General features: G+C 51.4%; 10 protein-coding genes. 5 read left to right on the top strand and 5 right to left on the bottom strand.

Annotation, left to right across the window (positions count from 1 at the left end; genetic code table 11):
• Positions 1 to 170 precede the first annotated feature (170 nt).
• From QHL1GM_RS19905 to QHL1GM_RS07060, 4 genes are all read left to right on the top strand, one after another.
• The gene (locus QHL1GM_RS19905; RefSeq protein ID WP_368087062.1) at positions 171 to 380 is read left to right on the top strand and encodes a DUF427 domain-containing protein; all 210 of its coding nucleotides are present in this window, start codon (positions 171 to 173) and stop codon (positions 378 to 380) included.
• 123 nt (positions 381 to 503) lie between these two features.
• Complete coding sequence (locus tag QHL1GM_RS19530; protein WP_217648533.1) at positions 504 to 872, top strand: hypothetical protein; 369 nt, start codon at positions 504 to 506, stop codon at positions 870 to 872.
• 8 nt (positions 873 to 880) lie between these two features.
• Complete coding sequence (locus QHL1GM_RS19525; RefSeq protein ID WP_217648532.1) at positions 881 to 1,408, top strand: hypothetical protein; 528 nt, start codon at positions 881 to 883, stop codon at positions 1,406 to 1,408.
• 189 nt (positions 1,409 to 1,597) lie between these two features.
• On the top strand, positions 1,598 to 1,981 hold the full coding sequence (locus tag QHL1GM_RS07060; RefSeq protein ID WP_071693830.1) for a hypothetical protein: 384 nt from the start codon (positions 1,598 to 1,600) through the stop codon (positions 1,979 to 1,981).
• Positions 1,982 to 1,996: 15 nt separating this feature from the next.
• Here the strand turns inward: QHL1GM_RS07060 and QHL1GM_RS07055 are convergent, their stop codons facing one another.
• The 5 genes from QHL1GM_RS07055 to QHL1GM_RS07035 form a co-directional block, all read right to left on the bottom strand.
• Complete coding sequence (locus QHL1GM_RS07055) at positions 1,997 to 2,752, bottom strand: hypothetical protein (protein WP_071693829.1); 756 nt, start codon at positions 2,750 to 2,752, stop codon at positions 1,997 to 1,999.
• Positions 2,749 to 4,188: a dGTP triphosphohydrolase gene (gene dgt, locus QHL1GM_RS07050; RefSeq protein ID WP_071693828.1), complete on the bottom strand. Its 1,440-nt coding sequence runs from the start codon at positions 4,186 to 4,188 to the stop codon at positions 2,749 to 2,751. The genes QHL1GM_RS07055 and dgt overlap by 4 nt, the downstream gene beginning before the upstream one ends.
• Positions 4,189 to 4,258: 70 nt before the next feature.
• Positions 4,259 to 6,544 carry an exodeoxyribonuclease V subunit alpha gene (gene recD, locus QHL1GM_RS07045; RefSeq protein WP_254795271.1) on the bottom strand — a complete coding sequence of 762 codons (2,286 nt, stop codon included), beginning with the start codon at positions 6,542 to 6,544 and terminating at the stop codon, positions 4,259 to 4,261.
• Positions 6,541 to 10,395, bottom strand: coding sequence for an exodeoxyribonuclease V subunit beta (recB, locus tag QHL1GM_RS07040; RefSeq protein ID WP_071693826.1), 3,855 nt, complete (start codon positions 10,393 to 10,395; stop codon positions 6,541 to 6,543). The genes recD and recB overlap by 4 nt, the downstream gene beginning before the upstream one ends.
• Positions 10,396 to 10,450: 55 nt before the next feature.
• Positions 10,451 to 10,759, bottom strand: coding sequence for a nucleotidyltransferase domain-containing protein (locus QHL1GM_RS07035; RefSeq protein WP_071693825.1), 309 nt, complete (start codon positions 10,757 to 10,759; stop codon positions 10,451 to 10,453).
• A 119-nt stretch (positions 10,760 to 10,878) separates the two neighbouring features.
• Here QHL1GM_RS07035 and pncB point away from each other — a divergent pair, with 119 nt between their 5' ends.
• On the top strand, positions 10,879 to 12,060 hold the full coding sequence (pncB, locus tag QHL1GM_RS07030; RefSeq protein ID WP_071693824.1) for a nicotinate phosphoribosyltransferase: 1,182 nt from the start codon (positions 10,879 to 10,881) through the stop codon (positions 12,058 to 12,060).

The raw sequence follows: 12,060 nt of genomic DNA, 5'->3' as shown, positions 1-12,060 counted from the left end.
GTTCCACAGTAGCCTTGGGCAATAGTAGGGCGGTAATGGGGTATGAGCATGTTCCAAGTCATCCCCGTAGCCTAAAGTGTGATGAGGTAAACGTAGGAATCAACGAACTTAACTGCTAGGCTAAATTTACTAGAGCGAAAAAATCGCCGCAGGGAACAATCCAATGCCAAATGCCCCACGCATCGAGCTTCACCCCGTTAGCCAGCGAGTGCAGGTGCATGTTGACGGCAAGCTGCTTGCCGACTCCAATCAAGCCCAATCCGCGAGCAAGGTTACCCACCCGCCATTATTTCCCGCGCGAAGACTTGCGGATGGATTTGCTTACCCTTTCCGAAACAAAGACCCACTGCCCGTTTAAAGGCTGCAAGCTGTATTTCTAGCTGGCTATTATTAAAAGAAATAGTAGCTGATTGAAATCATTAAAGCGAAAGAGAAGAGTGGTGCTGTTTTTTAACAGTCAGGAAATTTTAAATTTTAAATTTTATTTATATTAAGGTATATGTATGTATTTTGAAGAAGGGGTGATTAAGGTACGCTATGATGGGGATGGTGGTATGATGAATAATCATCAGATGAATGCTGGTGATGTAGCGCGTAGTATAAAAGCAATGGAAATTATTTATGTTGAGGCTTTCCGAGAGTCAAATAAAATATTTAAAACAAATATTAATGCCGAAGTTATTTTAGAAGCTGGTTTTCAAGAAGGCTCGCTTTGGTGGCTTTTGAAAATGATCGGAAAATCCAATGAAGAGCAAAAAGCGTTTGGATCAAAAACATCTTTTTTAGCTATATCTGAAGCAATAAAAAAGTATTCCAAGTTATTAAAAAGCTTCCTGTCGAAAGTGTTGATATACTCATTAAAGAAACTATAGACGGTTATGTGATTGAGGTGGATGGTGAGTTAGTAATTCTGGATGAAGTTGAATGTGCAATCCTGACAAATGAAAAAATTCGGAGTGGTTTTAGTGATCTAGCATTCCCATTAGAAAATAATGGCATTGATTCGTTAGATATAGATAACGTAACCAATTCTGATTTTTCTCTGCACATTGATAAAGAATCTTGTAGAAAATTTATTGTTCGTAGACGACACAAACATATTGTGGGGCAAGGTGAATCTCGAGGCTTTTTTTACGTAGATACTCTATCATATAACCCCAAGTCAAAATGGAAGTTCGTGTCAAAAGAGGATCCTGGGTTTTCTTTTTCGGCGATAATTACCGATGTTTTATTTCTTAAAAGAGTCTCTGATAATTCTGAGAAGTTTTCTAAGGATGATCTACTTGAAATTTCTTTTTCCTGGTATAAAGAAAAATCTAAATTAACGGGTAAAGTAAGCTCTGTGTATACGGTGGATGAGGTTAAAAATCATATACCGGTAGAGGATAGACAATGGAAACTAGTCTGATACTATTGTCTCTCGCGTTAGCAATTATATTATTGGTGTATTTCTCGCCATTAGTTATTTATAGAATTAAGAGAAAAAAAGTAATTGTTCGTCTTTTAAATATAGATGGAAAAGAAGAGAGAATCATTCTTTATTTGAAAGAAAGAGACCCGCTTTGGCGTGTAATAAAATTGAACAAGGATGGTGAAAATGTCAGCCACTCCTAATAACCCCACGCGTCAAATTAAGCAATCTGACATTTTAAGCAGTGCTACTATTTCAGGGCTATTGACTTTTTTCCTCCTCACTCTTGCAAAAGAAATAGATTCAAATCATTGGGTAGTTCCGTATTTGACAGATCATACTATTAGCTTTGTTTCTGGAGTGGCAACAGCAGCTATCGCATTAGGTTTGTCATTTATTCGATTTGAAGTCAATCTGATGGTGCAAGAAAGAGATTGTAAGAGGAAAATTTATTATTTAGATAAAATGATTAGTAAGACTTCCGATGAAAATACACTGTCTGAGTTAAAGACACTGCGCAATAAGCTGTTACTTAGCTCTGCAAAAAAAGTAGTCCTTGAAGAAATTTAAAATTCTTTTTAAATTTTAAAAAATAATCTTACTTTGATTTTTAAAGAAGTATTCCGTTTTAATAGGAAGTAATTTTTGTTCATAGTTTTGAGAAAATCTTTTTAAATTTAATAAGAACCACCGAGGTACTCCTTTGTTCTTTAAAGCACTCTCAAGCTCTTCCGCTTCGAAGTCTGCAATAACTTCGTTAAAAAATTTTAATACATTTGGATTGCATAGAGCTATCTCTTTTTTATATATTGTGACTATAATTTTAACTAAAGTATTTTTCCTGTTAGGCGATACTTTGTTGTTGATTTCAATATAGCGATCTTTTATGTCCTTTATGTATCTTTCGCTACATATGAGCTTTTTTCTCTTTATATCAAAAATTGCTGATTCTAGATTTGTAATCGTTGTTTTTAATATGGATTCGGGAGACTCATATCTATAAAAGCCATTTTTAAATGCCCAAGTGTCTTCAATTTTCCAAAAATCGATTATCCACTTACCATAAATAGTTCTGTATCCTCCGAATTTATTGCGAGAAGTGTTGACGGGAATTTTATCTAGACTTAATTCACCTTCGTACACTATATCGATGTCAGATGAGAATTTTCTTAATGTGTTTAATCCTATATCTCTTATTACACCACCAAAAATATATGGGTTGCAGTCAGAGAAAGTTTTCTCTACGAAATCCATCAGTAAAGCTTGGCTAGAAGTACTTCTGCTACAGAAGTACTCCAGTCGTGATTTTAAGTTTTTTTCTGTGTTGATGCTTAATTTCATTTTATGAAACTTTGATATAAAGGTAGTATTTCAGAATAGGTTCTTTCTAGATATGACTCCGTCATGCCCGAGATATAGTCAGTCAGAAGTTGGTATTTTGCGTAAAGCTTGTCTTCTGGTTTGATTGCTGTTTTGTGCTTTCTTTTAAATTCACGAAGATAGTTAACAGATATTTTTGATAAGATGTATTTTTCGTAATGATTATCAGTCTTCAGTTCTTCGTCAGTATTTTTTATTCCAAGCCAAACATGATCCATTAGCTCATGAATTCTATTTCGGCCTTGTAATTCAAGCTTTAGAACAGAAGTATTATTGAAGCCATAGTTTTTTGTAAAATTCTTTAGAGCTTTTATTTCTTTTTTATACTTAAAGTTTTTACATATTTCGTAAGGGATTCCTTCTCCACGACTAAACCATAGTTTGTGTTTTTCAGAGTAAAAGTCTTCAGCAAAACAATCGGTTGCGCATGCTAGTAGTTTGTTTATAGTGATTGATCTGAAGATTTCTACAGAAACTTCTTTTTGAACCTCACTTGTTATGTCTTTTTCATGCCTATGTTTAAATTTGCCAACAGCTTCTAATATTTTGTCATATATTTCATTAAAGAAGTCATTGTCGCCTAATTCTTCTTTAAGCCAGTTTTTTAAATCACTATATGATGCGTATCCTTTTTTTATAGTATCTTCAGCATCAATAGTTGCATATGCTATGTCATCGCATATTTCTAAGATATAGCATAAGGGGTGCCTTATACCTTCCCGTAAACCAGTTTTTTTCCATACTTCTTCAAATATTTTCTTTTCTGAAATAAAAACTCCACCTTTTGAAAAGCCGTGTTTTTCTGCATTGAAAACTGGATATTTAACCATTGCTGATAATGTTGCTGTGGTCAAATCCATTCCAAAATGGCCATCTGCAGAATGTAAACTAGTGACAAGCCTTAAAGTTTGAGCATTACCATCAAAATTTAGAAAATCCTGAAAGTTATTTTTATTTTCGTTTTTTTCTAAATGGTTACTAAACCAGTCTTGAATGGCTTTCTCACCTTGATGTCCAAAAGGAGGGTTCCCCATATCATGCACAATGCCAATAGTGGCAAGCAGTGCAGGAATGTCACGGATTAACCTATCTCTATCAATATTGCTATTCTTAAAAAAACCATTACAACAAAGGGTAACTCCTGCACCTCTAGCAAGGTTTGAAACTTCATTAGAATGTGTCAGTCTTGTTCTAATGCTATCGTGTTCCTCCATGGGGAAGACCTGAGTTTTATTAGCTAACCTCCTAGTGGGAGCAGAAAAAACAATTCTATCGTAGTCTCTTTCAATCTCGGTTCTATCGCATGACCATATATCAGTTATTTCCTTTTCCTCATCTTTACTTCTTCTTTTCGAGGAGAGCAGTTTTTCCCAGTTAAAAATTACTTGATCAGACATGTTTTTCCTATAAGTAGACTTATTATTTAAGAATAATGAGATTTTTGTATTTTATATTATAATTAATCTTTCAGATTTCCTCCACCCCACTCACCCTCATAACTTCCCTAGTCACCGCATCATTCAAAATCCCGCGTTTGGCTTCGATTAGTGTTAGCCAATCCCGGGCGCGGGTGATGCCGGTGTAGACCAGCTCGCGGGTTAGGATTGGATTGGGCGTTTGCGGTAGCAGCAGGGCGGTGTGCTGAAACTCTGAGCCTTGGGATTTGTGTACCGTCATCGCGAACACGGTTTCTACCGCGTGCAGGCGGGAAGGCAGCACCCAATGGATTGGGTTTTCCGGGTCACTGGTCGGAAAGGCGACGCGTAAAAGTGTCCTGCTGGGAGCGCGGGGATCTGGCACCGCCATTGTGATGCCGATATCGCCGTTCATCAGTTTCAGGCCGTAGTCGTTTTGGGTGACCAGCACGGGGCGGCCTTCGAACCAGCCTTTCTCAAACGTGTGGTCGTTGCCGAACAGCAGCTTTTCGCGACGCAGGGTTTTGGCGATGCGCAGGTTTAAGCCTTCTACTCCCCAGGGGCCTTTGCGTAGCGCGCACAGCAGCTGAAAGCGGCTGTAGGCGTTCAGTACTTGCTTCGCCCAGGCATCGTAAGCGTCGCCGTTCTCTTCAAACGCCAGTGCCGTATCAGGCCGCTCACTATCTAATGTGTTTAGGTAGTGGCAGTAACCGGTGGGCGGAGCGATGGGCTTGCCTTTGTGGTCGGTGCGGCCTTCGCCTGTGCTGGGAAAACGTTCCGGGCTGCCGGTGATTACAAGGCGCTCAAGGGCGCTGTCTTCGTTTTGTGCATCTGGCTTCAACACCAGGTGGTGCAAGTCGGCGTAGCCGTTATTCAGTACGCCATGCACGGCTTGGTGTTTATCCCGTTCCCGCAATGCCTCACTTAGCGGCTGGTTAATCGCCTGGGCAAGCTGGCCGATGCCGCTTGTTTCAGTAAAGCGGTGGCTTACCCGCAGCATGGTAATGGCTTGGTCCAGCGGCTGGCCGTCCGGGTCGATTAATTCATTCGGCAGTGGGTGGTCGGTGAGTTCGGCTAGCCATTGCGCCGTGGCGGGGGTGTAGTGGGCGGCGTCGGCGCGGCGGCACAGGTCGCCCAGTACGGCGCCTGCTTCTACGGAAGCCAGCTGGTCTTTATCCCCCAGCAGCACCAGCTTGGCGCTGGTGGGCAGGGCGCTGAGCAGCGCCGTCATCATTTCGATATCCACCATTGAGGCTTCATCCACCACCAGCACATCCAGCGCCAGCGGGTTGGCGGCGTTGTGGCGGAAGTGGCGGGTGTCGGCGCGGGCGCCAAGTAGCCTGTGGATCGTTGTCACTTCCGTCGGGATTTCTATTGCGTTCGATGAGGCAGCGGCTGATTGCTCATCTAATAGAGATTCTAACCCGCTAAGGGGTAGGTCCTTCACCTGCCCGGCGATGGATTCATTTAGCCGTGCGGCGGCTTTGCCGGTGGGGGCGGCCAGGCGAATGCGCAGCGGGTGGGCGCTCGGCTGGGCCAGTTGCAGGGTTTGCAGCAGGGCTAGCAGGCGCACCACGGTGGTGGTTTTGCCGGTGCCGGGGCCGCCGGTGATGATCGCGAACGGGCTGCGCGCAGCAAGAGCGCAGGCGTTTTTTTGCCAATCCAGGGTGTCGGTGGCGGGGAATAACGCATCCAGCGCACTTTTGAGTAGAGGCGATTCCTCTGAGCTATCCACGCTCAGCCGTACCGCGATCTCCTGGTGCAGAGTTTGCTCGAACTGCCAGTAGCGGCGTAGGTAGAGCCGGGTGGTCTTATGTGAAAGACCAGAGGAGTCACTTTTCACCAGAGGCGTATTGCCAGGGCCGTCGCTGATTAGCGTTGGGTGGTTGAGCGCTGCCTGCCATTCGGGCAGCGTTAGCGTGGCCAGCACATGGCTGGGCAGCGGCGGTGGGTCGTTCAGGTCGTCGCCTTCCGGCGGCAGCGAAAGCGCAAAATCCGGCGCTTCCAGCGTAGCGGCTACATCCAGGCACACGTGGCCACGGCCAAGCTGGTGGCTGGCCAGCGCTGCGCCTAGCAACAGTAGCGGCGGGGCGTTTTGGGTTTCGCGGTCGAGAAAGCGCACCAGGGCCAAATCCAGATCCCGCAGCCAGCCACGGGAAACCCAGCGTTCACACAGCAGAAATAGCGCGGCGGTGTCGCTTAGCGCGGGGTGCGGCTGGGCGTCACTGGCGGCTGATTCCATCAGTGGTGTTACCGATGCGGTTGAATCAGGTGCAGCAGGCGGCGCGTCATCGGCGAACAGGTCTAGGTTCATAGATTGTGTGTCTCTATTGCTCATACCACCGCCTCTAGGCCTGTTTCTGATACTGCATCTGCTGCCGTGCCTGCAAAGAGCGCATCCAGCGCTTCGATCAGCGCGACCGGCGCAGGTACGGCGTGAACCCCACGGGCGGTGGTGCGGCTGCCGCGCAGAAATACCGTCATCGAGCCACCCAAATGCTGGTGCGGGTCGTAGTCGGGCAGGCGCGCTTTGAGTAGCCGGTGCAACGCGAGCAGGTAAAGCGCGGCTTGCAGGTCGTAGCGTTTTTCGAGCATGGCGTTGCGCAGGGCTTTCGCGGTGTAGGCGCTGTCGTCGCTGCCCAGGTAGTTGGATTTCCAGTCGAGCACATAGAAGCGGCCTTCATGCTCAAAGGCGAGGTCGATAAAGCCTTTGAGCATGCCATTAAGCGTGTCGGCATCTAGCGCGGGGCGCGATACCCCAGGCAGTAAGTGGTTACTTACCAGTTCATCCAGCTTGCGGGTTTCCACATGGTGGGCGGCAAACCAGAACTCCAGCTCTACCTGATAGCTTTCGAGTTCACATAGCGCCACCTGACCGCCCTCGTTGGGTTGCTGCATTGAAATGGGTAAGGGCGTAGCGAGCAGTTCTTCAAACCAGCCTGCCAGGGTGTCGTGCCATGCCTGCCAGCCGCGTAGCTGTACGCGCCGCCGCAGCATATCTTCCCGGGCGGCGGGGTCTTTCAGGGCGGTGTTAAAGCCTAGCTGGCCCGCCCACTCTAAAAGCCCATGTAGAAAGGTGCCGGGGCCGGGGCCACGCGGAAATCTATGTAAATGAAACGCCTCGGTGTTAATGGCGTTGTCGTGGGGCTCGTCCAGCACTTCCAAGGTGGTGGCTTCCTGGGGCGTGGTGGGTTCCGGCGCGGGCGTTGTCAGCGGTGTGGTGCTAGATCCAGAGACGGCCCCAGAAGTACGCAGCGCCGAGTAGCTGGCGATCCACCACTGTTCCCGGGCGGGGCGCAGCGGCGTGCGGGCGTGGCCTAGTGCCTGTTGCTCCGGCGCTGGGGTGAAGCGGAGCGCGGTGGGGGCCGGGGCGTCACTTAGCTCGATATTACTGCCTTCCACCAGTTCGCCTAGCGCTTGGGTAAACGCGCTGGGGGCGATGGCCTTGCCGCCGTTGATCAGGTGGCCGATGGCGCTATTCTCGCTGCCTTTTAGCGGTGCCAGCCCCAGCCAGGTGGCGTGGCGGGCGCGGGTGAGCGCTACGTAAAGCTTGCGCAGGTCTTCGCCCAGCCGTTCGCGGTCAGCGGTGGCCAGCGTTGCTTCATCGGCGCTTAGGCTGAGTTGCAGCGTGCCTTCGCTATCGTGCCAGCGCAGCGGCAGGTCGGTGTCGCTCACCGGGCGGTGGTTGGCGATAAACGGCAGGAACACCAGCGGGTACTCCAGCCCCTTGGATTTGTGAATGGTCACTACCTTGACCAAATCGGCGTCGCTCTCCAGGCGTAGCTTGTGGCTGTCGCCGTGGCTATCGGGGTCGGCAATGGCTTCCGCCAGAAAGCGAATCAGCGCGTGTTCGCCATCCAGTTCCTGGCTGGCGTGCTGCAGCATTTCTCCCAGGTGGAGCAGGTCGGTTAGTAAACGCTCACCTTCGGCGAACTCGCCCAGCAGCCGCGCGGCGATATCAAAATCGACCATCAAACGGCGCACCAGCGGGAGCACGCCTTGGCGCTGCCACAGGCGGTGATAGTCGCTGAACTGCTCAACCCGAGCTTCCCAGGCCAGCTCGCTTTGATTGAGGTGGTCAAGCTCCTCAAGGCTTAGCCCAATCACCGATGTTGCCAGGGCGGCGCGCAGCTTGGCTTCCGCCTGGCGTGAGTTGGCCTGGGGCTCGGCGCAGGCGCGCAGCCAAATGGCTAGCTGTGGAGCAATGGGGGAGCTGAACACCTTGTCGTGATCGGAAAGGTAGACGCTCTTGATGCCTCGGCTGGCCAGCGCCAGTCGAATCGCCCGAGCTTCCTGCAGGCCGTTGACCAGAACGGCCATGTCCGAAGGTGCCAACGGAGTGAGTGTTTGCTCTCCGTTATCGGCAGCTTTCGCAAAGCCTGCTTGCTGTTTACGGCCAGCTTCCAAAAGCGCGGCCATATGCGAGGCGCAGCGCTCGGCCATCTCGCTTTGGTAGGCGGTTTTGGAGAGCGGCTCGTCGCTTTCAAGTGGCCACAGGGTCATCGCGGGTAGCGGCTTACCTTTGAGCACCAGGGTGTCGCTGGTGCCTTTGGCTTTGACAGGGTTAAACGGCAGTGGATTATTATCGCTATCTGCACGGAACAGAAAGGCGCCGGCATTGTGCTGGTCGGCGAAGCTGAAGCAGTGGTTGATCGCTGCCACCATGGCGCGGCTGGAACGGAAGTTGGTGCCCAGTGTGACGTGGCGGCCATCGGTGTCTTGGCGGGCCTGCAGGTAGGTGAAAATATCCGCACCGCGGAATGCGTAGATCGCCTGCTTGGGGTCGCCAATCAGCAGAATGGCGCTGTCGCGGCGGGGCGTTGCGACGTCATACACGGCGTTGAAGATGCGGTACTGTATCGGGTCGGTGTCTTGGAACTCGTCGATCAGTGCCACGGGGAACTGGCGCTGGATCTGCACGGCCAGGGCTTCTTTGTTGGGGCCTTGCAGGGCGCGATCCAGATGGGTGAGCAAGTCGTTGGGGCCCATCTCGGCGCGGCGTTCCTGTTCGCGCTCCAGCCGGGCGCGGCACCACTGTACGGCGTGAATCAACAGGTCGTTGCGCGGCTCGGGCAGGGCATACAGTGCCGCCGGTAGCTGTGCCAGCGCTTCCCATGCTTGAGGGCAGGGTGGCGCGCCGTCTTTCCAGATATCCGCCATTCCGTCTGGCGTCATGCGTTTCCATGCGGCGTCGGTGAGCGCCGGGTGGTCGGCGTCCGTTTCGCACCACTCACGTAGTGCGCCTAGCCAGTTGGCGCGGCTTTTGGCGTTGAAGCTCTGGCCTTTGAAGGCTTTGCGCGTGGCGGCGTCTTCCAGGGCGGGCACCAGTTCGTCCAGCCAGGCGGACCAGGGGGCTTTGAGCTCGTTGAGCTGGGCGGTGCGTTCGGCTTGGGTGGTGGCTAGGGTCTCGCTGGGCTCGGGCTTTTCGCTGCCCAGCGCTTCGCTTTCGGGCAGTAGCCGCTGCAGCGGGGCGTGCAGGTCGTCCGGTGATTTCCAGTAGCGGGTGACAATGCCGAGGGCGTCGCTGTCCAGCGGGTAGTAGAAGCTGCGCCAGTAGTCGCGCACCACTTCCTGTTCGAGTTCGCGCTGGTCGTTTTCTAAATTGAGGGAGAACAGGCTGCCGCTGTCGAAGGCGTGTTCGCGCAGCATGCGGTAGCACCAGCTGTGGATGGTGGAAACCGCGGCTTCGTCCATCCACTCGGCGGCCAGCGCCAAGCGCCGCGAGCAGGCGGGCCAGGTGGCGGGATCGTATTGGTCGCGGAGTTCTAGGAGCAACGGATCTAGTGCAACCGGGGCTTCCCCGGCGGCAAGCCTACGTGGAGGCGCTGTGAACCCATCCGTGGGCGCTACATTCAACATCCCTGTTGAATGACCTCCACTACGGCTTGCCCCCGGCGCCCCTCCTTCTACGCCCTCAGCTCGAAACACTTCTGCTGCTTCTACCAGCCGGTTGCGGATGCGTTCGCGTAGCTCTTGGGTGGCAGCGTTGGTGAAGGTAACAACTAAAATTTCTGGCGGCGTGAGCGGGCGTACAAACGCCGTGTCGTCGTCAAAGCTGTGGCCGCCGAGTACCAAACGCACGTAAAGCAGGGCGATGGTGAAGGTTTTGCCGGTGCCCGCGCTTGCCTCTATCAGTCGGCTGCCGTGAAGCGGGAGGCTTAGTGGATTGAGTGGTGCGGGCTGGCTCATAAGAAAATACTGTCAAACTCGGTCGAGAAGTCTCGGCTGGCGGTGAACAACTTACTCATACCACTTCCTCACTATCAATCGGACGGGACTGTGCCAAGGCGATTGCTTGGAAGGGCGTGGGCTCTGCTGCCGAAACATAGGTTACGATATCCACAGGCAGTTGGAGGCGTTGTTCGAGTGCCATTTTGAGTTCGGCACGGGCAAGTAGTGGTATTGCTATCTGGGAGATCAGTAACAGGTCAACATCGCCGCCCCGCTTGGTATTATCCAGCCGCGAGCCAAACACATGGACTTGCACAGAAGGCTTAATGAATTCGTGTACGCTCGAAAGTATCGTGTCGCGCTGTGATTGAGTAAGTCGCATCAAGACAGCTCCTAGACTGTATGAGAACCCCGCCACCTGATAATCTTGTCGCCGAGCCACTCTTGGTGCAATGAGTTTACGCTACCGGCGGCTTCGGTTCACTCTAACGATGGGATCTCATGCTGACATCGCTGCTGGATAATGACTTCTATAAGATCACGATGCAGAACGCCGTGATCAAACGCTTTCCTTATGCCCATGCGCGCTACGCTTTTATCAACCGTGGCGAGCACGATTTTCCTGAAGGCTTCGGTGCTGCGCTGCGCCGCGAAGTCGATCAGATGGCGGAACTTCGCCTGAACGATGAAGAGAAGCGCTACCTCGAAACGACGTGCCCTTATCTCGACCCTACCTACCTCGACTTCCTCGCCGGGTTTCACTACAACCCCAGCGAGGTGATTATCGAGCAGCAGGGAAGCGATCTTTCGGTGATCATCGAAGGGCCCTGGTATCGCACCATTCTCTGGGAAGTGCCGCTGATGGCGTTGATCAGCGAGCTTTGGTATCGCGTGCGCGGGGTAACGATCACGCCTGAAGCCGATGCGTTGATTGAGCAGCGCGCCCAGGAGAAGATCGAACTCTACCGTCGTTTAGGGCTGAAAATTGCCGAGTTCGGTACCCGGCGGCGCTTCTCGTTTGACGTTCACGACCGCGTGGTGGGCGCACTTGGCCACTACGGCGGTGAGGCATTCAGCGGCACCAGCAATGTGCTGCTGGCCATGCGTCACGGCGTTAAGCCGATCGGCACCCATGCCCATGAGTGGTTTATGTTCCACGGTGCCCGCTTTGGTTTCAAAATGGCCAATAGTCTTGCGCTGGAGCACTGGGTGGATGTGTACCGCGGCGACTTGGGTATCGCCTTGACGGATACCTTTACCTCCAAGGCCTTTTACGACAGCTTCGATAAGAAGTTCGCCAAGCTGTTCGACGGCGTTCGCCACGATAGCGGCGACCCTTTCGAGTTTGCTTCCCAGACCATCGAGCACTATGAGCGCCTGGGCATCAACCCGCTGAGCAAGACGATTATCTTCTCCGATGCGCTGACGCCGGAACGGGTCGAGCGTATTCAGGCTTTTTGCCAGGATCGCATCGGGATGGCGTTCGGTATCGGCACCAACTTCACCAACGATGTGGGCGTTGAGCCGATGAACATGGTGATCAAGATGGTCGAGGCGCGCCCCGAGGGGCAGGGCTGGCTGCCGGTGATCAAGCTTTCCGATGTGGCGGAAAAGAACACCGGCGACCCGGAGATGATCGCCCTGGCGAAGCGGGTACTGTCGCTTAGCTGCAAGAACCCTTAA

This window comes from Halomonas sp. QHL1, assembly GCF_001882345.1.
In the GTDB taxonomy this organism is placed as follows: Bacteria; Pseudomonadota; Gammaproteobacteria; order Pseudomonadales; family Halomonadaceae; genus Vreelandella.
Note: the sequence above shows the minus strand (reverse complement) of the source record. Positions and strands in the feature narration are given on the sequence as shown.

What these genes read in the sequence shown, in the direction of transcription:
- QHL1GM_RS19905 (WP_368087062.1), top strand. Translation starts at nt 171, where the DNA reads ATGCCCCACGCATCGAGCTTCACCCCGTTAGCCAGCGAGTGCAGGTGC.
- QHL1GM_RS19530 (WP_217648533.1), top strand. Translation starts at nt 504, where the DNA reads ATGTATTTTGAAGAAGGGGTGATTAAGGTACGCTATGATGGGGATGGT.
- recB (WP_071693826.1), bottom strand. Translation starts at nt 10,395, where the DNA reads ATGAGCCAGCCCGCACCACTCAATCCACTAAGCCTCCCGCTTCACGGC.
- QHL1GM_RS07055 (WP_071693829.1), bottom strand. Translation starts at nt 2,752, where the DNA reads ATGAAATTAAGCATCAACACAGAAAAAAACTTAAAATCACGACTGGAG.
- dgt (WP_071693828.1), bottom strand. Translation starts at nt 4,188, where the DNA reads ATGTCTGATCAAGTAATTTTTAACTGGGAAAAACTGCTCTCCTCGAAA.
- recD (WP_254795271.1), bottom strand. Translation starts at nt 6,544, where the DNA reads ATGAGCAATAGAGACACACAATCTATGAACCTAGACCTGTTCGCCGAT.
- QHL1GM_RS07035 (WP_071693825.1), bottom strand. Translation starts at nt 10,759, where the DNA reads ATGCGACTTACTCAATCACAGCGCGACACGATACTTTCGAGCGTACAC.
- pncB (WP_071693824.1), top strand. Translation starts at nt 10,879, where the DNA reads ATGCTGACATCGCTGCTGGATAATGACTTCTATAAGATCACGATGCAG.
- QHL1GM_RS07060 (WP_071693830.1), top strand. Translation starts at nt 1,598, where the DNA reads ATGTCAGCCACTCCTAATAACCCCACGCGTCAAATTAAGCAATCTGAC.